The 22,373-nt window shown below is 71.8% G+C and carries 19 protein-coding genes; 10 read left to right on the top strand and 9 right to left on the bottom strand.

The features are described 5' to 3' along the window. Nucleotides 1-14: 14 nt before the first annotated feature. The 6 genes from DVH02_RS06400 to DVH02_RS06370 all read right to left on the bottom strand — a co-directional run bounded on the left by DVH02_RS06400 (nt 15) and on the right by DVH02_RS06370 (nt 7,030). Nucleotides 15-1,301 (bottom strand): acyltransferase family protein, encoded by a 1,287-nt coding sequence (locus DVH02_RS06400; protein WP_233518065.1) that lies wholly within the window; start codon nt 1,299-1,301, stop codon nt 15-17. Next, entirely contained in the window at nt 1,298-2,341 is a 1,044-nt protein-coding gene (locus tag DVH02_RS06395) for an alpha/beta hydrolase (protein ID WP_114622707.1), read from the bottom strand. The genes DVH02_RS06400 and DVH02_RS06395 overlap by 4 nt, the downstream gene beginning before the upstream one ends. A gap of 173 nt (nt 2,342-2,514) precedes the next feature. Then, nucleotides 2,515-3,198 carry a response regulator gene (locus DVH02_RS06390; RefSeq protein ID WP_114622706.1) on the bottom strand — a complete coding sequence of 228 codons (684 nt, stop codon included), beginning with the start codon at nt 3,196-3,198 and terminating at the stop codon, nt 2,515-2,517. Beyond that, nucleotides 3,195-4,505, bottom strand: a complete 1,311-nt coding sequence (locus DVH02_RS06385) for a sensor histidine kinase (protein ID WP_114622705.1) — start codon at nt 4,503-4,505, stop codon at nt 3,195-3,197. The genes DVH02_RS06390 and DVH02_RS06385 overlap by 4 nt, the downstream gene beginning before the upstream one ends. Nucleotides 4,506-4,794: 289 nt before the next feature. Next, entirely contained in the window at nt 4,795-5,727 is a 933-nt protein-coding gene (locus DVH02_RS06375) for a DUF4429 domain-containing protein (RefSeq protein ID WP_114622704.1), read from the bottom strand. Between the two features lie 97 nt (nt 5,728-5,824). Further along, nucleotides 5,825-7,030, bottom strand: a complete 1,206-nt coding sequence (locus DVH02_RS06370) for an alpha/beta hydrolase (protein WP_114622703.1) — start codon at nt 7,028-7,030, stop codon at nt 5,825-5,827. A gap of 634 nt (nt 7,031-7,664) precedes the next feature. Between DVH02_RS06370 and DVH02_RS06365 the strand changes: the two genes are divergently transcribed. Beyond that, entirely contained in the window at nt 7,665-8,120 is a 456-nt protein-coding gene (locus DVH02_RS06365) for a peptidase inhibitor family I36 protein (protein ID WP_407697594.1), read from the top strand. A 128-nt stretch (nt 8,121-8,248) separates the two neighbouring features. On the opposite strand, the gene aceE is transcribed toward DVH02_RS06365, so the two are convergent. Further along, nucleotides 8,249-10,981: a pyruvate dehydrogenase (acetyl-transferring), homodimeric type gene (aceE, locus tag DVH02_RS06360; protein ID WP_114622701.1), complete on the bottom strand. Its 2,733-nt coding sequence runs from the start codon at nt 10,979-10,981 to the stop codon at nt 8,249-8,251. Nucleotides 10,982-11,380: 399 nt separating this feature from the next. Here aceE and DVH02_RS06350 point away from each other — a divergent pair, with 399 nt between their 5' ends. From DVH02_RS06350 to DVH02_RS06325, 6 genes are all read left to right on the top strand, one after another. Further along, nucleotides 11,381-11,818 carry a DUF3052 domain-containing protein gene (locus DVH02_RS06350; RefSeq protein ID WP_114622699.1) on the top strand — a complete coding sequence of 146 codons (438 nt, stop codon included), beginning with the start codon at nt 11,381-11,383 and terminating at the stop codon, nt 11,816-11,818. Between the two features lie 255 nt (nt 11,819-12,073). Continuing rightward, nucleotides 12,074-12,541 carry a peroxiredoxin gene (locus DVH02_RS06345; RefSeq protein WP_114622698.1) on the top strand — a complete coding sequence of 156 codons (468 nt, stop codon included), beginning with the start codon at nt 12,074-12,076 and terminating at the stop codon, nt 12,539-12,541. 294 nt (nt 12,542-12,835) lie between these two features. Beyond that, on the top strand, nt 12,836-13,411 hold the full coding sequence (locus tag DVH02_RS06340) for a TerD family protein (RefSeq protein ID WP_114622697.1): 576 nt from the start codon (nt 12,836-12,838) through the stop codon (nt 13,409-13,411). A 221-nt stretch (nt 13,412-13,632) separates the two neighbouring features. Next, the gene (locus tag DVH02_RS06335) at nt 13,633-14,208 is read left to right on the top strand and encodes a TerD family protein (RefSeq protein ID WP_114622696.1); all 576 of its coding nucleotides are present in this window, start codon (nt 13,633-13,635) and stop codon (nt 14,206-14,208) included. Nucleotides 14,209-14,259: 51 nt separating this feature from the next. Next, nucleotides 14,260-15,399 carry a DUF475 domain-containing protein gene (locus tag DVH02_RS06330; RefSeq protein ID WP_114622695.1) on the top strand — a complete coding sequence of 380 codons (1,140 nt, stop codon included), beginning with the start codon at nt 14,260-14,262 and terminating at the stop codon, nt 15,397-15,399. A gap of 164 nt (nt 15,400-15,563) precedes the next feature. Continuing rightward, nucleotides 15,564-16,304, top strand: coding sequence for a TerD family protein (locus DVH02_RS06325; protein WP_114622694.1), 741 nt, complete (start codon nt 15,564-15,566; stop codon nt 16,302-16,304). 34 nt (nt 16,305-16,338) lie between these two features. Here DVH02_RS06325 and DVH02_RS06320 read toward each other — a convergent pair whose 3' ends face one another. Next, nucleotides 16,339-17,202: a TerD family protein gene (locus DVH02_RS06320; RefSeq protein ID WP_114622693.1), complete on the bottom strand. Its 864-nt coding sequence runs from the start codon at nt 17,200-17,202 to the stop codon at nt 16,339-16,341. 236 nt (nt 17,203-17,438) lie between these two features. Here DVH02_RS06320 and DVH02_RS06315 point away from each other — a divergent pair, with 236 nt between their 5' ends. The 3 genes from DVH02_RS06315 to DVH02_RS06305 all read left to right on the top strand — a co-directional run bounded on the left by DVH02_RS06315 (nt 17,439) and on the right by DVH02_RS06305 (nt 22,029). Continuing rightward, nucleotides 17,439-18,602, top strand: a complete 1,164-nt coding sequence (locus DVH02_RS06315) for an HpcH/HpaI aldolase/citrate lyase family protein (protein WP_114622692.1) — start codon at nt 17,439-17,441, stop codon at nt 18,600-18,602. A 68-nt stretch (nt 18,603-18,670) separates the two neighbouring features. Continuing rightward, nucleotides 18,671-21,205 carry a phosphoribosyltransferase gene (locus tag DVH02_RS06310; RefSeq protein WP_199566179.1) on the top strand — a complete coding sequence of 845 codons (2,535 nt, stop codon included), beginning with the start codon at nt 18,671-18,673 and terminating at the stop codon, nt 21,203-21,205. Beyond that, nucleotides 21,202-22,029 carry an HAD family hydrolase gene (locus DVH02_RS06305; RefSeq protein ID WP_114622690.1) on the top strand — a complete coding sequence of 276 codons (828 nt, stop codon included), beginning with the start codon at nt 21,202-21,204 and terminating at the stop codon, nt 22,027-22,029. Before DVH02_RS06310 ends, DVH02_RS06305 begins: the two co-directional genes overlap by 4 nt. Here DVH02_RS06305 and DVH02_RS06300 read toward each other — a convergent pair whose 3' ends face one another. Then, complete coding sequence (locus tag DVH02_RS06300; protein WP_114622689.1) at nt 22,030-22,254, bottom strand: FmdB family zinc ribbon protein; 225 nt, start codon at nt 22,252-22,254, stop codon at nt 22,030-22,032. Nucleotides 22,255-22,373 lie beyond the last annotated feature (119 nt).

Here is a 22,373-nt window from a genome sequence, read left to right as displayed (position 1 = left end):
CCGGGCGGTCCGGCTCAGTAGGAATTCACCACGTACACCGCGAAGCCCGCCGCCAGCAGCCCCGCTGCCGCGCGGCGGGCCCGCGCCGCCCGGGTGCCCGCCGCCCACGGCCCGTCGAAGGCGCGGGCGCGGCCCCCGATGAGGACGAGCAGGGCGGCGAAGAGCGGCAGCCACGCCAGCCGGGCCACGATCCAGCCCACCGAGTCGGGCGCCGTGGTCAGCCCGGTCACCGCGCCGCCCAGCGCGGCGCCGGGCACGGCGGCGGCCAGCATCGCCGTCTGGTGCCAGCACAGGATCGTCATCGCCGACAGATTGACGACCACCACAGGCGCCCACAGCGCGGGCCGCCGCAGCAGCGCCCCGATCCGGTCGCGCAGCAGGATCGCCGCACCGCTCTGCGCGGCGGCCAGGGCGAGGACCAGCAGCGACGGCGGATGGGAGTTGGTGCGCGCCTCGCCGGGCACCCCGACCATCGACGCCGGGTAGTGGAAGAGGGCCAGCAGCGCCGCGAACAGCAGCGCGCCGCCGACGAGCAGGGCGCGCGCGTCGCGCCGGCCGATCCGTCCCTCGCCCCAGGCGACGCCCAGCTGGTACGCGAAGAGCCAGCCCGGCAGGATGTTCAGCACGCTCAGCCAGGACGGCACGTCCTGCGCGTACGGCCCGTACCGCAGGAAGTCCACCACCGCGACGCTCCCCAGCAGCGGGGCCGCCGCCCAGACGCCCAGTCGGCGCGCGGTACGCACACAGTAGGGGGTCAGCGCGGTCACCACCACGTACACGCCGACGAACCAGAGCGGCTGGATCACCAGCGTCGTGCCGGTCCGCAGCGTGGTGCCGGGCACGCCCAGCGCGTACAGCGCCGGGAGCAGCACCGCCCAGACCGCCGTCACCCCGAGCACCGGCCTGCCCAGCCGCACCAGCCGCTGCCGCAGCCAGGCACCGGTCGTGGACTTCCGGCGGCGGTACGAGAGGGCGGACGCGTACCCGCCGACCAGGAAGAAGATCCCCAGCATCTGGAGGACCCAGCTGACGGGCGCGAGGCCGCCGAAGACGGCGAGCGGGCTCGCGTTGTGCAACGCGCCGTCGCCGTCGAGCGTGAAGCCGCCGAGCAGCCAGTGCCCGGTGGGTACGGCGAGCAGCGCGAGGGCGCGCAGACCGTCGATCGCGCGGTCGCGGTGGGCGGGGGTGCGCGCCTCGATCGCCCCGGCCACCGCGGCGAACTTCGTGACCGTCTTCGTGGCCGTCTCCGTCTTCGTGGCCGGCTCCGTCTCCGTCTCCGTCTTCGCCATCGCGATCGTCATCGGAGCGTTCCTTCCGCGATGGCGGCGAAGGCGCGCAGCGAGTCGGTGCCGGGCGCGAAGTAGCCGGTGTGGCCCCGGGCCAGCGAGGCGGGCACCCGGCGGGCGCCGAAGCCGGGGCCCGCCGGGTCGGCGCCGTGGCCGAGCCCGGCGAACTCGACGTTCGGGACCTTGGAGATCCAGTCGGACGCGTCCTTGGCGGCCCAGACGCGGGCGTCGGTCCGCAGCCCCGCCACATCGGCGGCGCGCATCCCGGGGGAGCCGTACACCACGATGTCGGAGGCGTTCACCTCGTGGGCCGCCAGCCCGCACACCACCGAGCCGTAGCTGTGGCAGAACAGCACCGGCCGGTGGGCGCCGACCGCCGCGAGCCCCCGGGTGAACCGGACCAGCCGTCCGGCCCCCGCCTCCGCGAGATCCCCGGTGGCCGCGTCCAGACCGACCCCGACCGGGGTGGTGTAACCGGTCCAGGCGACCACGGCGGTACGGTCGTTCGTCGCCTCCCGCAGCGCGGCGGCCATACCGGCGGGCGTGCCGTACGGGTTCTTCGTACGGTCGAAGCTCGCCGCGTCGATGTCGGCGCCTGGCACGACGACGGACACCCGGCGGGCCGTCGCCAAGTCCCCGTACACTTCGGCCACTTGACCCCGGCCCCGGGGATCGAAGGCGAGGATGTGCCGACCGGGCGCCGCGAGCCGTTCGTAGCGGGGACTGTGCTCGGCGCGGATCGCCCGCGCGTTGGCCGCGTACCGAAGGGCGACCGGCGCGCCGTCGAGATTGCCGACGACGAGCGGGTGACGCCGTACCAGGGAGCCTTTCTGACGTTGCGTCAGCCCATCGAAGAACGCGGCCACCCGGCCGGGCGGCGCGGTGGCCGGATCGGGCAGCGTCCGGCCGAGCGAGGTGTCGGCGCGCCAGGCCGCGCTGCCGGGCGGCGGCCCGGTCACCGCGCGCTGCGTGTCGCCGGACGCCCAGCCCGCCGTTCCCGCGACCACGGCCGTCGCCAGCACGGCGGCGGCCAGGGTCCTTTCGTAACGGCGCATGTCCGTCTCCCTCTTCCTGCTCGTTCCACGGGGTGGTGAGGAGGAAGGTAGGAAGAGGGTGTGCGGCCGGGCGTCACCCCGGGGGGCCAACTGCCGGGTGATACCGGGGTATCACCGGTACCGGTCCCCGGACGCGTAGCCTTACCGGTACGAGTACGGGGACCGGTACGGCGTCAGGCCGTCGCGTCGCCCGGCGTGACCAGCCCCGACTCGTACGCGAAGATCACGACCTGCGCCCGGTCGCGCAGCCCCAGCTTGGACAGCACCCGGCCGATATGGGTCTTCACCGTCTGCTCGGCGACCACCAGCCGGGCGGCGATCTCCTGGTTGGACAGGCCCCGGGCGATCAGCTCCAGCACCTCCGTCTCGCGCGGCGTCAGCCCGCGCAGCCGCTGCGAGCGCTCCCGGCGCGGGGCGGGGCGCTGCTGGGCGAAGTCGGCGATCAGCCGCCGGGTCACGGACGGCGCGAGCAGCGCCTCCCCGGCCGCGACGATCCGTACCGCCGCGATCAGGTCGGCGGGCGGAGCGTCCTTGAGGAGGAACCCGGACGCGCCTGCGCGCAGCGCCTCGTACACGTAGTCGTCCACGTCGAAGGTGGTCAGCATCAGCACCTTCGGCAGATGGACCACTCCGGGCGGCGGGCTCAACAGCTCCCGGGCGGCGGCCAGTCCGTCCATCTCCGGCATGCGCACGTCCATCAGCACCACATCGGGGTGCGCGGAGCGGCTGACCGCCACTCCCGCGCGCCCGTCGGGAGCCTCACCGACCACATCGATGTCGGCCTGCGCGGAGAGCAGCGCGGCGAACCCCGCGCGCACCATGGCCTGGTCGTCGACGATGATCACGCGGATGGTCAAGGGACGTCCTTCCGGGCGGTGAGCGGGAGCCGTGCCGCGACCCGGAAGCCCCCGTCGGGCAGCGGCCCGGTGTCCAGCGTGCCGCCCGTCAACCGTACGCGCTCCCGCATCCCCACCAGCCCGTGTCCGGTCCCCGCGCTCTCCCACAGCGAACTGCGACCGGCGGCAGGGCCGTTGACGATCAGCACGGTCAGCCAGCCGTCCTGGGCGAGCACCGACACCCGGGTCCGCGCACCCGCCGCGTGCCGCACCACGTTGGCCAGCGCCTCCTGCACGATGCGGTACGCGGACAGGTCCACCGCGGGCGGTACGGGGCCCAGACCGGCGGGGAGCGACAACTCGGCCGGTACCCCGGCCCGTACCGTCGCCTCCACCAGCTGCTGCACCCGGTCGAGGCCGGGCTGCGGCGCTCGTTCCGCGTCGGCGCCGTCGCTGCGGAGCACGGCGAGCAGCCGCCGCATCTCCGTCAGGGACTCCCGCGCGCTCGCGGCGATCGTGGCGAACTCCTCCTGGGCGCTGGGCGGCAGCCCCTCGATCCGGAACGGCGCCGAGTCCGCCTGCACGGTGATCATCGACATGTGGTGCGCCACGACGTCGTGCAGCTCCCGCGCGATCCGGGTGCGCTCCTCCAGCAGCGTCCGCCGGGCCCGCTCGCCCTCGCTGATGGTCTCCTGCTCGGCCAGCCTGCGCTGCGCGTCGCCGCGTTCGCGCAGGGCGGCGGTGACGAGCAGGAACGCCCCGCTGAGGACGGTCAGCAGGACGTGGTTGCCGCCGTCGCCGTCCCCGCCGGGCTGCGCGATGACCGCGAAGAAGGCACCGGCGAAGCCGGTGGCGAGCCAGACGGCGAGCAGGGTACGGCGCGATTCGCGCAGCCCGAGGCAGATCATCAGCACCAGGTAGCCGACGATGACCATCGGCGTCCACGGCCAGGGCCGTCCGGCGGCGACTCCGGCCACGCTCTGGAGCAGGATGCCGCCGATCACATCAGAGGCGAAGATGATCCACCACGCCTGGAGCGGCCGGGTCACGGCGAGCACCAGCGGCGCGGCCTGGCTGATGGCCAGCGCCCCCGCCCAGCCGCCGCCGAGCCCGTAGACCTGGCTGAGGACGGTGGCGGTGACCGGCAGCAGCGTGGTGGCGAAGACGAGGGTGACGGCGAACGGAGCGACGCGCTGCCACCGCCGGGGCGCGTGCGCGAGGAGCGGCTCGGTGGAGCGGGCGGGCGTGAAGAGGGCGCCGGTGAGCAGACGCAGCGCGGCCAGCGGCCGGGCGAGGGCCGTCGGCGTGGCGGGAGAGAGACGATTCATGGCCGGTCCAGCCTAGGCCGTGTCTGACAAATCCCGCCTGGCTCGCGGCGTCTGGCACGCACGCTCGCTGCGTTGTCGGAGTCGCCCGAGTACGTCCAGTACACGGGCGATCCTCCGCCTTGCGATCGCACGCACCAGACGCCGCGAGCCCCGCCCTACGGGCGGACGGCGCTATTTGTCAGCCACGGCCTAGGGAGCACGGCGCTCGGAAACGTCATACCGGGGACCGGCGGGGGAGGTCATACCGAGGTATGACGTGCCCCGCCGGTCCCACACACACGGCGCCGCGTCACAGCTCGGCCAGCAGCTCCGCCTTCTTCGCCGAGAACTCCTCGTCCGTCACCAGCCCCGCCTCGTGCAGATCCCCGAGGTGCCGGATCGAGTCCGCGACGTCCGCCGGGTCGCGGCGCGCCGCCGCCAGGACCGGGACGGCCGCGCGGCTGCCGGCCGTGCTGCCCTGGATCGCCTCCAGGACGGCCGCCGCGAACGGCAGCGACTCGTGCACCGGGCCGTAGCCGAGCCCGAAGACGACGGCCGCCGGATCGTGGTCGGGCCGGGTGACCGCGTCCGTACCGTCGGCAGCGCCGGTCCGGCCGGGCGCGGACGGCACCGGCGGCGTACCGTCGCGGCGCAGCAGCCGCAGATAGCCGTCGAGGCGGTCGGGGGAGCGCCACTCGACCCCCTGGAGGTCCGCGACCGGGATGTCCTGGTCGCCCGCCTTCCACTTCGCGGAGGACGCCCCGGTCCTGAACCAGCGGAACAGCACCCGCTCGCCGTCGAAGGACGCCTTGCCGTCGTACGCCTTGAAGTGCAGCGGAGGCTCGGGCGCGGCCACCAGATAGCGCTCGGCCGGCTCCTCGCGATCCGGCGTCCGCTCCCTGGACAGCGCCGAGCGCAGCTCGTCGGCGAAGTACGCGGCCAGCGGCTCGCGCTCCGCGGGCAGCACCAGCCGGTACGGGTCGACGCTCTGCCTGAGCTGGCCCGCGGCGGCCTCCGCCAGCGGGTCGGCGCCCGCTCGCGGCACGGCGTGCAGCACCACCGTGCCGCGCTTGCCGGGAGCGAGCGTCACCGACTCCAGCGCTTCGTGGGGGATACGGCGTTCGCCGAGCGCCCCCAGCGCCTGGAACAGCTTCGGTGTTCTGAGCCCCCGTTCGAAGCGGATGAGCACGGAGTCGCTCTCGAACTCCCAGGTGGCATGGATCCCCGTCAGCACATCACCCATGTGCCTCATCGTAGGCGGCGCGCGCTGCGGCGTCCCCCGGCCGGGCGCGCGGATTTCTACGCGCGTCGGTGCCCGGGGCCGGTGGCGGGCCGCCGGGTCAGCCGTCGGACGCGATTCCGCTCCGGCAGCCCGCGCCGCCGTCGGCGCAGCTCACCGCCTGGTAGGAGGCGACGCCGATGTCCGCGAAGTTGTCGAGGCTCTCGGTGCCCGGCTTGAAGTAGCCGGTGTGCCCGACGGCTCCGTACGCCGAGACGACCCGGGCCCCGAAGCCCCTGGCCACCGGGTCGGCGCCGTGGCCGAGGCCGCCCACCGCGAGATACGGCACGTCCTGGATCCAGTCGTCGCCGTCCCGCATGGCCCAGACGTGCGCGGCCGTGCGCAGCTGCGCCGCGTTGCCGACCCGCATCCCCGGGCTGCCCGCGACGGCCACATCGGTGACCCGGGCGGGCAGGGAGCGCGCGGCGACACCGCACACCACGGAGCCGTAGCTGTGGCAGAAGAGGGAGACCCGCGACGTGCCCGGCAGCGCGGCGGTGAGCGCGGTGAGCCGTACGGCGCCGTCCTCGGCGAGCTTGCCGATCGCCGCGTCCATGCCGAGCCCGGCGGGCGAGGTGTAGTCGGCCCAGGCGATGACCGCCGTGGACGTGCGGGGGGAGACGGCGCGCTCGGCCGCGTACAGGGACTCGGCCATGCCCGCCGGGGCCGTGTACCAGTTGTCGGACTTCTCGAAGGTCAGCATGTTCGTGTCGACGCCCGGTACGACGACCGAGACCCGCTCGGCGTGGTCGAGGTCGCCGAGCACTTCGGCGACCCGGCCGTTGCCCGACGGGTCGAACGCGAGGATCTGCCGGTCGCCGCCGAGCATCGACTCGTAGCGCTGCATGCGCCGGGTCGCCAGCAGCCGGCCGTCGCTCGACAGTCTGCCGTCGTGGGCGCGCTCCTCGTCGGCCTCGCGCGCCTGCTTCAGCGCCAGCCGGTTCGCCTGGTAGCGCAGGGTGACCGGGGCGCCGTTGAGATTGCCGACGACGAGCGGGTACTTCGCGGCCAGGGCGGCGCGCTGCGCGGCGTCGAGCGAGGCGAAGAACGCGGCCAGCAGGCGGGGCGGCGCGCTGGGCGACGGGAGGTGGCGTGCGCCTATCCGACCCTTCTCCCACGCGCTGAGCGCGACTTTCAGCGGCTCGCGGGGACCGCGGTGGTTCGCCACGGCGGTCCAGCCGGTCGTCGTCAGCAGCACGAACACCACGGCGAGCGCGAGGACGGCGCGCCAGGCGTTGAGCGTGGGGGATGACTCGAAGGAATTCACTGTCCACCAGCCTAGAGGGCACACGGAGGGCCTCGCGACGAGGGTGAGGGAGATCACCCGCGGGACGGGATTAAAGCGCCGGTAACCTAACCCGTCGTACAGCCCCGGTGCACGCTCCGACGCGTCGCGGAAAGGCCGCGGCGGGCCGCCGCGGGCCGCCGCGGCCTTGTGGCGGCGGGCTTCGGCGGGTCACGGGGGCGGGCGCGGGGCGAGGGCGCGGGCCTGCTCGTACGGTCGGTGGAAATTCATCCGAACGGGTCCTGGTCAACAGATCGGTCCTGTGCTTCTCGGCAGGGAGTGCGGCCGAGTCGCCTTCGCGTTCTGGTCACTCTCGGTGATGCCGTACCGGCGGCGAAGGCGGTTCATGTCGTTCCGCTGACGGATCGCGGCGTTCCTGCGGTCGCGAGCGGCCGAAGGGTGCCCTCGCCACGTCAGCGGGGGGATGACCCGACGTCAACCTCAGGCCGCTCCGAGGGCCGCTGAAAGGTTCCGGCGGGCCGGTCGCCTATCAGGGTGGAGGGCGGTGCCACCCCCTTCCGGTGGTGCCGCTGCGCAGGTCAGGGTGGGGATGACCGATTTCGTACGACACGGGGGTTGATCCGAGATGCGCCGCACCACGTCCATGTCCGGGCTCATGTCCACACTCACCTCATCGCTCACCTCATCGCTGACCTCGCCCCTGGCCTCGGCGCTCACCGCACGGCTCACCTCGTCGGGTGCGGTGAGGGCCGTCGCCGTCGGGGCACTGGCCCTCACCGCGCTGCTGCCGCAGCCGCCCGCGAACGCCGCTCCGGCCCGGCTCGGGCAGTGCGCCCCCGGCGAGCTGTGCCTCTGGGAGCAGGAGGACTTCAAGGGGGTACGGCATACGCACGAGCTGTCCGACACCGATATCGACAGCTGCGTCCCGCTCCCTGCGGGCGTCTCCGTCCACTCCCTGGCCAACCGCACCGGGCGGCCCGTCACCACCTATCAGTCCGCCGAATGCGGGACCACCGGGCAGTTCGAGACGTATCCGGGCGACCCGGGCGGCGGCACCTGGACGCCGCGCTCGCCCTACCGCGTACGCGCCTTCAAGATCTGGGAGAGGTGAGGAACGGGAAGCGGGGGCGGCCGGCTCCACGAGCCCACCGCCCCCGCACTCCACTACGCGCCCTGCTCGCCCCGCTCATTCCGCTTGCTGTGCTCCCCCTGCTCGCCCTGTCCCTCCTGCTCGCCCTGTCAGGCGTCGCCGCCCGCCGCGCCCGGGTGCGCCGCCGACGCGTCCAGGAGCTGGTAGCGGTCCACCGCCTGCTTCAGCGCCGAACGGTCGACCTTGCCCTCTCCTGCCAGCTCGGTCAGCACCGCGAGCACGATCGACTGCGCGTCGATGTGGAAGTACCTGCGGGCCGCGCCCCGCGTGTCGGCGAAACCGAAACCGTCGGCGCCCAGCGACTGGTACCGCCCCGGTACCCAGCGCGCGATCTGGTCGGGAACGGAGCGCATCCAGTCGGAGACCGCCACGAACGGCCCCTGCGCACCGGAGAGTTTGCGCGTCACATACGGCACGCGCTGCTCCTCCTCCGGATGCAGCAGGTTGTGCCGCTCCACGTCCACGGCCTCCCGGCGCAGCTCGTTCCAGGACGTCGCCGACCAGACGTCCGCCCTGACGTTCCACTCCTCGGCGAGGATCCGCTGCGCCTCGACCGCCCACGGCACCGCCACGCCGGACGCCATGATCTGCGCCGGGAGCGCACCGGCCTCGCCCCGCCGGAAGAGGTGGATGCCCTTGACGATGCCGTCCACGTCGGCATCGGCGGGCTCGGCCGGGTGCTGGATCGGCTCGTTGTAGACGGTCAGGTAGTAGAAGACGTCCTCGCTGTCGGGCCCGTACATCCGGCGCAGACCGTCCTTGACGATGTGCGCGATCTCGAAGCCGTAGGCGGGGTCGTACGCCACACACGCCGGGTTGGTCGAGGCCAGCAGCTGGGAGTGGCCGTCCGCGTGCTGGAGGCCCTCGCCGGTCAGCGTCGTACGCCCGGCGGTCGCGCCGAGGACGAAGCCGCGCGCCAGCTGGTCGGCCATCTGCCAGAACTGATCGCCGGTCCGCTGGAAACCGAACATGGAGTAGAAGACGTACACCGGGATCAGCGGCTCGCCGTGCGTGGCGTACGAGGAGCCCGCCGCGATCAGCGACGCCGTGCACCCGGCCTCGGAGATGCCGTCGTGCAGCATCTGCCCGGTCGGCGACTCCTTGTACGCGAGCAGCAGCTCACGGTCGACGGACTCGTACTGCTGGCCCAGCGGGTTGTAGATCTTGGCGCTCGGGAAGAACGAGTCCATCCCGAAGGTGCGGTACTCGTCCGGGGCGATCAGCACGAAACGCCGGCCGATCTCCTTGTCCCGCATCAGGTCCTTGAGCAGCCGCACGAACGCCATCGTGGTGGCGATCGACTGCTGCCCCGATCCCTTCCGCACCGCCGCGTACGCCGTGTCCCCGGGCAGCGTCAGCGGCTTCGCCCGCACCACGCGGGTCGGTACGTACCCGCCCAGCGACCTGCGCCGGTCGTGCATGTACTGGATCTCTTCCGAGTCCTTGCCGGGGTGGTAGTACGGCGGCGCGCCGTCCTCCAGCTCCCGGTCGGAGATCGGCAGGTGCAGCCGGTCCCGGAAGCCCTTGAGGTCGGCGACGGTGAGCTTCTTCATCTGGTGGGTCGCGTTGCGGCCCTCGAAGTTCGGCCCGAGGGTCCAGCCCTTGACCGTCTGCGCCAGGATCACCGTCGGCTGGCCCTTGTGGGCCTTGGCCGCCGCGTACGCCGCGTAGACCTTCTTGTGGTCGTGACCGCCGCGGCCCAGATGCAGGATCTGGTCGTCGGACATGTTCTCGACCATGGCGCGCAGCCGCTGGTCGTCGCCGAAGAAGTGCCGGCGGATATAGGCGCCGGTCTCGGTGGCGTACGTCTGGAACTGCCCGTCCGGCGTGGTGTTCAGCCGGTTGACCAGCACCCCGTCGCGGTCCTGTGCGAGCAGCGGGTCCCAGGAGCGGTCCCAGACCAGCTTGATGACGTTCCAGCCGGCGCCCCGGAACTGCGACTCCAGCTCCTGGACGATCTTGCCGTTGCCGCGCACCGGGCCGTCGAGGCGCTGGAGGTTGCAGTTCACCACGAAGGTCAGGTTGTCCAGGCCCTCGCGGGCGGCGATGGAGAGCTGGCCCAGCGACTCGGGCTCGTCCATCTCACCGTCGCCGAGGTACGCCCAGACGTGCGAAGCGGAGGTGTCGGCGATGGAGCGCGCCTTCAGATAGCGGTTCATCCGCGCCTGGTAGATGGCGCCCAGCGGGCCGAGGCCCATCGAGACCGTCGGGAACTCCCAGAAGTCCGGCATCAGCCGTGGATGCGGATAGCTGGACAGCCCGTACGGGGCCTTCGACTTCTCCTGGCGGAACGCGTCGAGCTGTGTCTCGCTCAGCCGGTCGAGCAGGAAGGCGCGGGCGTAGATACCGGGGGAGGCGTGGCCCTGGAAGAAGATCTGGTCGCCGCCGTCGCCGCCGTCCTTGCCCCGGAAGAAGTGATTGAAGCCCACGTCGTACAGGGAGGCGGAGGAGGCGAAGGTGGCGATGTGGCCGCCGACGCCGATCCCGGGACGCTGCGCGCGCGACACCATCACGGCGGCGTTCCACCGGGTGGCGTTGAGGACCTTGCGCTCGATCTCCTCGTTGCCGGGGAAGAACGGCTCGTCCCTGGTGGCGATGGTGTTGACGTAGTCCGTACTGCGCATCTCGGGGACGGCGACACGCTTCTCGCGTGCGCGCTCGATCAGCCGGAGCATCAGGTATCGGGCGCGCTCACGGCCGCGCTCGTCGACCGCGGCGTCGAGCGAGTCGAGCCATTCCTGGGTCTCTTCGGGATCGAAGTCCGGGACCTGGCTGGGAAGGCCGCCAATGATGATCGGGTTGCGATCGGATCCGGAAGCCACGCTTTTCCTCACTGTTCGGGGAGGGGGACGTACGTCACGTCCATCGTGGACCGCCCCGGCGGAGAACGTCAGCTCTACCGAGGGGTAACTCACACTCGCGCCAGTTCAAATCGCAACCTTACGCTCAACCCGACCATGTGTTCCGTTCGGTCGTTCGGGTCTGATTGACGTACCGAAACGGCATAACATGGCAAAGAAGGAGGAAGTGTATGGCCTGTGCCACAGCGGATGGGGGCGAAGTGGCAGGAGATGCGACGAAGGCGCCCGGATCGTCACAGTTTCGGCGGTCTCTGTGGCCGGGTACTTGCGCGATCCGCTCCGCCCGTGTGGACTACGGCCAATGCCCCGCGTACGCGCGCGGCCGAAGCATTTTTCCAAAACATGATCAGGAGGCAATCCGTGAGCGCGACCGCGGACCACGCGGAGGAACGGACCAACCTTGCCGCGAGGCTTGGGTTCGAACCCGGACAGGTGGTCCAGGAGATCGGCTACGACGACGACGTCGAGCAGGAGCTCCGCGAGTCCATCGAGGCCATCATCGGCCAGGAGCTCGTCGACGAGGACTATGAGGACGTGGCCGACGCCGTCCTGCTCTGGTTCCGTGACGAGGACGGCGACCTTACGGACGCGCTGGTGGACGCCATCGGTTTGATCGAGGACGGCGGCGTGATCTGGCTGCTGACGCCCAAGACGGGCCGTGACGGCTACGTCGAACCGAGCGACATCAACGAGGCGTCCCAGACGGCGGGTCTGTCCCAGACCAAGAGCGCCAGCGTCGCCAAGGACTGGGCCGGCAGCCGGCTCGTCACGCCCAAGGCGGCGAAGTCCAAGCGCTGACTCCGAGCGCCGCTACGAGCGCGCAAGACGCAGCGGCCCGGGGCCCACGCCCCCGGCCCAGCACGCAGCCTTGAGGGCCCCTGCCGATCTCCGTCGGTGGGGGCCCTGTGGCTGACGGCCCGGTGCGCGACACGGAGCCCGCCCGGCAGCGGGCAGCCGCGCCAGGTCGTCGGGCCCGGCTGCCCGATGGAGCGCGCGCCGGGTCGTTAGGGTGGACGGCGACAGCCGAGCCGCACCCGGGAAGGACGTGCCCGCATGGCGATCGAGGTGGGCGCCGCCGCCCCCGACTTCACCCTCAAGGACAACCACGGACGGACCGTGCGGCTGTCCGACCTGCGCGCACCGGGAGAGGCCAGGAACGTCGTGCTGGTCTTCTACCCCTTCGCCTTCACGGGCGTCTGTACCGGCGAGCTGAGCGCTCTGCGCGACCGGCTGTCCGCGTTCGTCAACGACGACACCCAGCTCCTCGCCGTCTCCAACGACTCCATCCACACCCTGCGCGTCTTCGGCGAACAGGAGGGGCTGGAGTACCCGCTGCTGTCGGACTTCTGGCCGCACGGCGAGGTCTCGCGCGCCTACGGCGTCTTCGACGAGGAGAAGGGGTGCGCGGTGCGCGGGACCTTCCTCGTCGACAAGGCCGGCGTCGTGCGCTGGCGCGTCGTCAACGATCTGCCGGACGCCCGGGACCCGGACGAGTACCTCAAGGCCCTGGCCGCGCTCTGAGCACCGGTGGCCACGGAGCACCGGTGGCGCGGAGTACCGGAGTACCGGAGTACCGGTGACCGCGGAGCGCCGGTGACCGCGGCGGGTGCCGGTCGCGGTTCGTTCCTCCCGTGCCTCCTCCCGCCTCGCCTTGTCTCCTCCTTCGCTCTTCGCCGGGTCTTCTCTCCTCGCCCGGCCGTCGAAATCGTGTCGTATCGGGGAACCGGTCACTAGGATCCAGACGTTGATCGAGTGGCAACGCACCGAGGGGCGCCCGGCTCGCCCGCCGGCCCCGGGAAACCATTAGGAGGACTCGTGGGAGTCAGTCTCAGCAAGGGCGGAAACGTCTCGCTGACCAAGGCCGCGCCCAACCTGACCGCGGTCACCGTGGGTCTGGGCTGGGACGCACGCACCACCACCGGCAGTGACTTCGACCTCGACGCCAGCGCTCTGCTGACGAACACCGAGGGCAAGGTCGCCGCCGACGGAAACTTCGTCTTCTTCAACAACCTCAAGAGCCCCGACGGCTCCGTCGAGCACACGGGTGACAACCTCACGGGTGAGGGCGAGGGCGACGACGAGGCGATCAAGGTCAATCTGGCCGCGGTCCCCGCCGACGTCGACAAGATCGTCTTCCCCGTCTCGATCTACGAGGCGGAGAGCCGCCAGCAGTCCTTCGGCCAGGTGCGCAACGCCTACATCCGCGTCGTCAACCAGGCCGACAACAACGAGCTGGCGCGCTACGACCTCACGGAGGACGCCTCGACGGAGACCGCGATGGTCTTCGGCGAGCTGTACCGCAACGGCGCGGAGTGGAAGTTCCGCGCGATCGGCCAGGGCTACGCCTCGGGTCTGCGCGGCATCGCGCAGGACTTCGGCGTCAACGTCTGAGCCGCCTCGAAGGAGGCCAGGGGCCCGCGCGCCCCGGGCCCGTCCTTCTCCGTGCCCGGCGCCGCACCGCGCGTGCGGCGCCGAACACGTTCCGTGCCGAGGCGCACCGCCGCCGATCGGAGACCGGGGCCGCTCGCATGATCGGCCCGGGAGCGGGCAGGACGCCAGACGCGTTCTGACGCACGCACATCACCACATCACCTCGGGGAGGACTCACCATCATGGGCGTCACACTCGCCAAGGGAGGCAATGTCTCCCTCTCCAAGGCCGCGCCGAACCTCACCCAGGTGCTGGTCGGGCTCGGCTGGGACGCGCGCTCCACCACCGGAGCCGACTTCGACCTCGACGCCAGCGCGCTGCTCTGCCAGAACGGCCGCGTGATGGGCGACGAATGGTTCGTCTTCTACAACAACCTGACCAGCCCGGACGGTTCCGTCGAACACACCGGCGACAATCTGACCGGCGAGGGTGAGGGTGACGACGAGTCGATCATCGTCGATCTCTCCAGCGTTCCGGCCCACTGCGACAAGATCGTTTTCCCGGTCTCGATCCATGACGCCGACAATCGGGGCCAGACGTTCGGGCAGGTCGCCAATGCCTTCATTCGCGTGGTCAATCAGGCGGACGGGCAGGAACTCGCGCGGTACGACCTGAGCGAGGACGCCTCCACCGAAACCGCGATGATCTTCGGCGAGCTGTACCGCTACGGGGGCGAGTGGAAGTTCCGTGCGGTTGGGCAGGGGTACGCGTCAGGACTGCGGGGCATCGCCCTAGACTTCGGGGTCAACGTTTCGTAAAGCAGTGCTCTGCACGGGGGAAATCCCGTTAATCGCAAAATGGGGTAGCCAGTGATCCTGAAAACCTTCGGCTGGTCGTTCGCCGTCACGGCGCTCGGCCTCGCCTTCGCCGCCTGGCAGTGGGGGTGGCAGGCGTTCGGGATCGTGCTGATCCTGTCGGTCCTGGAGATCTCGCTGTCGTTCGACAACGCGGTGGTCAACGCCGGGATCCTGAAGAAGATGAATGCCTTCTGGCAGAAGATCTTCCTCACGGTCGGTGTCCTCATCGCCGTCTTCGGTATGCGGCTGGTGTTCCCCGTCGTCATCGTGGCCATCAGCGCCAAGGTGGGGCCCATCGAGGCCGTCGAACTGGCGGTGCAGAACCCGGGCCGGTACGAGGACCTCGTCACCGACGCGCATCCGGCGATCGCCGCCTTCGGCGGCATGTTCCTGCTGATGATCTTCCTGGACTTCATCTTCGAGGAGCGGGACATCAAGTGGCTGGGCTGGCTGGAGCGCCCGCTGGCCAAGCTCGGCAAGGTCGACATGCTGTCGGTCTGTGTCGCGCTGATCGTTCTGCTCGTCGCGGCGATGACCTTCGCGACCGACGCGCACACCAGCACCGGGTACCAGGACAAGTCGGCCACCGTGCTCCTCGCGGGCATCGCCGGTCTGATCACGTATCTCGTGGTGGGCGGTCTCTCCGGCTACTTCGAGGACAAGCTGGAGGAGGACGAGGAGCGGGAGCACGAGGAGGAGGAGAAGGCCAAGGCCGAGGGCAAGAAGGTCACCGCGGTCGGGATGGCCGGGAAGGCCGCGTTCTTCCTCTTCCTGTACCTCGAAGTCCTGGACGCCTCCTTCTCCTTCGACGGCGTCATCGGCGCCTTCGCCATCACGAACCACATCTTCTGGATGGCGCTGGGTCTGGGCATCGGAGCGATGTACGTCCGCTCGCTCACGGTCTACCTGGTCCGCGAGGGAACCCTGGACGACTACGTCTACCTGGAGCACGGTGCGCACTACGCGATCGGTGCGCTGGCCGCGATCCTGCTCATCACCATCGAGCACTCCATCAACGAGATCATCACGGGTCTGGTCGGTGTCCTCCTCATCGCCGCCGCCTTCTGGTCCTCCGTGCGCCGCAACAAGGCGCTGGAGGCCGAGGGCGGGGACAAGGACGCCGACGGCGACAAGACGGCGCTCCACGTCTGACCGAGTGCTCCGGTGAGCCCTCCCGTGAGCCGGTGCTCCGGGAGGGTGACGACGGGGAAATTGAGGGAACGCTCTCACGGGGCGGTCGATCGGCGTGAGCCCGAGGACCGCCCCGTCGGTCCGTGTCGTTGATGACGAGTCGAAGGAACAGGGGTGGGACGGGCATGGCCTTCTGGGACAACCTGCTGGGTGGGCAAAGGGCATCACAGTTCGACATCGGCAACGCCGCGTCCAACTCCATCGAGCTGACCAAGCGTCACCCGACGGTCTCGCTGACCAAGCAGGGCGCGGCGACCGGCAATCTGCGGGTCAACCTCTCCTGGCAGATGCGTACGTCGGACATCGGACAGCGATCGCGGCAGAAGGGCCGGCTGCTGAGCAATCCGCTCAAGCTCTTCAAGCCGGAGGTCGTCCAGGCGCACACCCAGGGCGTCGTCAACGTGGACCTCGACCTGGGCTGCATGTACGAGCTGACCGACGGCAGCAAGGGCGTGGTGCAGCCGCTCGGCGACCTCCTCGGTGATCTCAACGGGCCGCCGTACATCAAGGCCAGCGGCGACGACCGGTTCGGCGCGGGCTCGGGCGAGACGATCTACGTCAACCTCGACCAGCGGGAGAACATCAAGCGGCTGCTGTTCTTCGTCTACATCTACGACCAGACGCCCGCGTTCGACCGGACGCACGCGCACATCACGATGTATCCGAGCAGCGGCCCGCGGATAGAGATCGATCTCGACGAGCACGAGCCGCAGGCCCGCTCCTGCGCGGTGTTCTCCGTGGACAACGTCAAGGGTGAGCTGGTCGTGCGCCGTGAGGTGAGGTACGTCTACGGCTTCCAGGGCGAGCTGGACCGGCTCTACGGCTGGGGACTGCAGTGGGGGCGCGGTTTCAAGACGAAGACCTGAGCGCCCGAGGCGATGCCCCGGCCCGGCCGCCCGCTCACTGCCGCAGGAACTGCGGCCCCATCGGGGGCAGCCGGAAGTTCGGATCGGGGGCGGGCGCGGCGGCGAGCGCCGGCTGCGGATAGCCGTACCCGGGGCGCGGCGCCGACACCGGCTGCGGATAGCCGTACGGCGGCGGGGCCGCGGGCAGGGCCGGCTGCGGGTAGCCGTAGGCGGGCGGCGCCGCCGGTTGCGCGGGAGGCAGCTCAGGCGCGGGCGGCGCGGCGGGTGCCGCCGCCGCCGCGAGGTCCGGGACCGGGATGAGGCTGGTGGGGGCGTCGGCCGAGGAGCCCGCCTCGTCGCTCTCTCCCGGCTGCTCCGAGTCGTCCACCGAGATACCGAAGGCCGTGGCCAGGCCGACCAGGCCGGTCGGGTAGCCCTGTCCCACCGCCCGGAACTTCCAGCCGTCCCCGCGCCGGTACAGCTCACCGCAGATGATCGCGTTCTCCTCGCCGGTCTCCGGCCGTACCTCGAAGGCGGCCAGCGGCTCGCCGTCGGCCGAGCCCGCGTCGTACAGCAGGATGCGCAGGTCGTCCACGTGCTGGAAGCTCGCCCCGTCCGACGATGCCGCGAGCACCACTTGGTCGACCGACGGGTCCAGCCCGGTGAGATCGGCCTCGACGGTGTCGGTCAGCGCCTCGCCGACCTGCTTCTTCGGCAGCCGCCGCACCAGTCCCGACGGATGGCGCGGCTGGTTGTAGAAGACGAAGTCCTCGTCGGAACGTACCCGGCCGCCGGCGCCGAGCAGCAGGGCGGACGCGTCCACGTCGGGCACCCCCGGGCCGGGGGTCCAGTGCAGCACGGCACGTACGGCCATGGCGTCGAGCGGGACGTTCGAGCCCTTGAGCATCGCGTGCGTCATACGAATCATCCTGCCTTCCCCGACCCCCCGCGGACAACGCGGGTCCCCGCCCGGCACGCCGCGAGCGCCCCTGGACCGCCGTGCCCGTGGGGCGGTGGTGCCCGAGGGGACCGCGGGGGCGGGATGTGGACGAGTTACCGGGAATTCACCGACCCGGGGAACTCTTGACACCCGCTCGTACGTACTATTACCGGCCACCTGACCGATGGGCCGTCCTGGCAGCACGGGGGATTAAAATGCGTCATTTCGGGCATATCCCGCCCACTGCCCGAGAGGGCCTGTTCCATCAGGAGCCGTGCGAGTTCACCGCCGACTCCCCCGCACCGCTGCTCTCCGCCGCCCTCGGCGCGACGCTCTACAGCCCCGCGACCCGGCCCCGACTCGGGGACGACGTACGGAAACAGGCCGGGCGCGGCGTCGTCTCCATGGTGCTCTGCCTGGAGGACTCCATCCACGACTCCGAGGTGCCGGACGCCGAGACCAACCTCGTGCGGCAGTTCGCCGAACTCGACCGGCGCGGGGGCCCGACCCCACTGCTGTTCATCCGCGTCCGCGAGCCCGAACAAATATCCGACCTGGTGCGCAGGCTCGGCTCCTGCGTGCGGCTGCTGTCCGGATTCGTACTCCCCAAGTTCACCGAGGAGCGCGGCATCCCCTTCCTGGAGGCCCTCACGGAGGCGGAGAGCGCCTGTGGCCGCCCCCTGTACGCCATGCCGGTCCTCGAATCGCCCGAACTGCTCCACCTGGAGACCAGGACCCGCACGCTCACCGGCATCGCCGCCGCCGTCGACAAACACCGCGACCGGGTGCTCGCGCTGCGCCTCGGCGTCACCGACTTCTGCTCGGCGTACGGCCTGCGCCGGTCGCCCGACATGACCGCCTACGACGTACGCATCGTGGCCGCCGTCATCGCGGACGTCGTCAACGTGCTGGGGCGCGCCGACGGCTCCGGCTTCACGATCACCGGCCCGGTCTGGGAGTACTTCCGTGCCCAGGAGCGCATGTTCAAGCCCCAGCTGCGCCGCAGCCCCTTCATGGAGGGCCGCGCGGAGGAGCTGCGGGCGAACCTCATCGAGCACGACCTCGACGGGCTGCTGCGCGAGATCGAGCTGGACCGGGCCAACGGACTCCAGGGCAAGACCTGCATCCACCCCTCCCACGTGCCGCCCGTGCACGCCCTCTCGGTCGTCAGCCACGAGGAGTTCAGCGACGCCCAGGACATCCTGCGGCCCGAGCGCGACGGCGGCGGAGTGCTGCGCTCCGCCTACACGAACAAGATGAACGAGGTGAAACCCCACCGCGCCTGGGCCGAACGCACGCTGCGCCGCGCCGAGGTCTTCGGCGTCGCGCGCGAGGACGTCGGGTTCGTGGAGCTGCTCGCGGCGGGCCTCGGGGAGTGAACGCCCGCGAGGAGACAGGGCGGACGCGCACTCCACCGCCGAACACGTCGAGAGAAGAGAGCGCCACCATGGTGTGGACCGGTACATGGGTCGCCGAGCGGCTCGGCATCGAACTCGCCGGGGGCGAGGAGCTGCGCGAGCTGCTGGGTCTCGCGCTGCGCCGCAACCCCAAGCGAGCGCACCTCCTTGTCTCGAATGTGCTCGGCAAACACGTGCCCCAGCGCCCCGGCGTCGTATACGGCACCGGCGTCGGACTCGGCGAGCGCGTGGCGGAGCTGCTCGGCGCGGACACGGAGCGCGCGGTGGTGCTCGGATACGCGGAGACCGCCACCGGCCTCGGCCACGCGGTCGCCGACGGGGTGCGGCACGCCCCGTACCTCCACTCCACGCGCCGCCCGGTGCCCGGGGTCCGGCGGGCGGGCGGCTTCGAGGAGTCGCACTCCCACGCCACCTCGCACCTGCTGCTGCCGGAGGACCCCGGGCTGCTCGGCACGGACGGGCCGCTGGTCCTGGTCGACGACGAGTTCTCCACGGGCAACACCGTGCTCAACACGGTCCGCGCGCTGCACGGGCGCTATCCGCGCGCCTGGTACGTGATCGTCGCGCTGGTCGACATGCGCTCGACCGCCGACCAGGGGCGGCTCGCGGAGTTCGCCGCCGAGATCGGCGCCCGCGTCGATCTGGTGACGCTCGCCTCCGGGACGGTCAGGCTGCCGGACGGGGTGCTGGAGAGGGGCCGCGAGCTGGTGGCGGAGCACGAGCGCGCGTCTGCCGTGCCGGCCGGGACCGCCGTGCCTGTCGCCCCGCCCGTCCCGTACGCCCCGTCCGTCCCGTCCGCCGTCTCCCGGGTCGCCCTCGACTGGCCCGCCGGAGTCCCCGACGGCGGCCGGCACGGCTTCACCCCGGACCACCGGGACCGGCTGGAGTCCGCACTGCCCGCGATGGCGGCGGACATCGCCGCCGCCCTGGGGCCCGGCGTCCGGCGCGTACTGGTGCTGGGCTTCGAGGAGCTGATGTACGCCCCGCTGCGGCTGGCGGAGGCGCTGGAGCGCGGAGCGGACGGCGTCGAGGTGCGGTACTCGACCACGACCCGCTCGCCCGTGCTCGCCGTCGACGACCCCGGGTACGCGATACGCAGCCGCCTCGTCTTCCCCGCGCACGACACGGCGGCCCTCGACGCGGCGGACCGGACCGGCGACCGGTACGCGTACAACGTGGCGGGCGGCGGGTTCGACGCCGTCGTGGCCGTCGTCGACTCCCTGGGGGACTCGCCCGAACTGCACGCCCCCGACGGGCTGCTGGCCCGCCTCGCCGCGCACATACCGCGCGTCGTACTGGCCACCGTCCCCTCGTACCTCCCGGCGTACGCCCTCCCCGGCCCGCGCGACGGGCGGAACTCCCGGCGTGCCCCCCACCGATCCCAGGAACCCCCCATGCTGCCCGAGCCCCTCCGCGGCCCCGCCTTCTCCTCCTACGCGCCCGACGACGTCGGCTGGCTGCTCCAGGACCTGTCCGACGTCGAGCTGGAGGCCCCGACCGAGGAGCGCGAGGAGGCGATCCAGAGCGGCGGCGCGCACTACGCCGAATCGCTCCCCGTCGAGTACCAGCCCAGCGACCGCTACCAGCGGCTCTTCGCGTCGGCCCTGGAGACCTCGGCGGCCCGGATCGCCCGCGCCGTCGGTACCGTCACCGAGACGGTCCTCGCCGAACGCCCGCCCCGGCCCGTGCTGGTGTCGCTGGCCCGCGCCGGTACCCCCGTCGGGGTGCTGATGCGCCGCTGGGCGCAGCACCGCCACGGCCTCGACCTGCCGCACTACGCCCTCTCGATCGTGCGCGGCCGGGGCGTCGACGCCAACGCGCTGCGCTGGCTGGCCGCCCACCACGACCCCGCCGACGTCGTCTTCGTGGACGGCTGGACCGGCAAGGGAGCCATCACCCGCGAACTGGCCGAGGCGCTCGCCGAGTTCAACGACGCCCACGGCCTGCCGGCCGGCCGCGGCTTCGACCCCGGGATCGCCGTCCTCGCCGACCCGGGCGGCTGCGTACGCACGTACGGCACCCGCGAGGATTTCCTGATCCCCTCCGCCTGCCTCAACTCCACCGTCTCCGGGCTGATTTCCCGTACGGTGCTCCGCGCCGACCTGGTCGGACGCGACGACTTCCACGGCGCGAAGCACTACCGCGAACTGGCCGGAGCCGATGTCTCCGGCCACTTCCTGGAGACCGTGGCCGCCCGTTTCGACGAGGTCGCCGACGCGGTGGACACCGAGGCCAAGGAGATGCTCGCGGCGGACCGGGCGCCCACCTGGGAGGGCTGGGCGGCCGTCGAGCGGATCAGCGAGGAGTACGGCATCCACGACGTGAACCTCGTCAAGCCGGGCGTCGGCGAGACCACCCGCGTCCTGCTGCGGCGCGTCCCCTGGAAGATCCTCGCCCGGCGCGGCGCGGGCGCCGACCTCGCCCACGTACGGCTGCTCGCCGAGCAGCGCGGCGTACCGGTCGAGGAGGTCGACGGCCTCCCGTACACCTGTGTCGGACTGATCCACCCCCGGTACACGCGCGGCGCCACGGGCGCCGACGGCAAGGCGGTGGCCGCGCCGTGACCGCCGCCGCACCCACCACGCGCACGCTGGTCGCCAGCGACCTCGACCGCACGCTCATCTACTCGGCCGCCGCGCTCCGGCTCGCCGTGGCCGACGCCGAGGCGCCCCGGCTGCTCTGCGTCGAGGTGTACGAGGGCCGACCGCTGTCGTATCTGACGGAGACGGCCGCCGCCCTGCTCGACCGGCTGGCCCGTACGACCGTCTTCGTACCGACGACGACGCGCACGCGCGAGCAGTACGGCCGTATCCATCTGCCGGGCCCCGCACCGCGGTTCGCGATCTGCGCCAACGGTGGACATCTGCTGGTCGACGGGGAGTCCGACCTCGACTGGCGGCGTACGGTGGCCGCCCGGCTGGCCGACGAGTGCGCGCCGCTCGCCGAGGTCCGTGACCATCTGCTGACCGCCGCCGACCCCGCGTGGCTGCTCAAGGAGCGGATCGCGGAGGACCTCTTCGCCTATCTGGTGGTCGACCGCGCGCTGTTGCCCGCGGACTGGGTGACGGAGCTGGCCGGGTGGGCGGGGGAGCGCGGCTGGACGGTCTCGCTCCAGGGCCGGAAGATCTACGCCGTACCGCGCCCGCTCACCAAGAGCGCCGCGATGCGCGAGGTGGCCCGCAGGACCGGCGCGACGCGCACCCTCGCCGCCGGGGACTCGCTCCTCGACGCGGATCTGCTGCTGGCGGCCGACCGGGGATGGCGGCCGGGCCACGGGGAGCTGGCCGACGCGGGCTGGAGCGCGCCGCACGTGGAGGCGTTGCGCGAGACGGGCGCCGCGGCGGGCGAGGCGATACTGCGCCGACTGGCCGCCGCCGCGTCCGGCTGATCAGCCGCAGCAGCCGCCCCCGCAGCAGCCGCCTCCCGCGCCGCCCCCGGCGGCCGGGGCGGGGGCGCCGCCCTTCGCGGAGCCGCCGACCGCGACGGTGGAGAGCAGCTTCACGGTGTCGTCGTGTCCCTCGGGGCAGGACGCGGGCGCCGAGGACTGCGCCATCGGGCGGCTCAGCTCGAAGGTGTCACCACAGGAGCGGCAGCGGTACTCGTAGCGAGGCATGCGCTCAGGATAGGCCAGACGGCCGCCCGCGTGACCGGGTCCGCACCGGCGGGCAGCTTCTGACGCCGCGGGTATTCTCGCTGGCCCAGGAGGTACGGCGGGTCCGTCCGGTGGTGGGT

This window comes from Streptomyces corynorhini (assembly GCF_003346515.1).
Lineage (GTDB): Bacteria > Actinomycetota > Actinomycetes > Streptomycetales > Streptomycetaceae > Streptomyces > Streptomyces corynorhini.
Note: the sequence above shows the minus strand (reverse complement) of the source record. Positions and strands in the feature narration are given on the sequence as shown.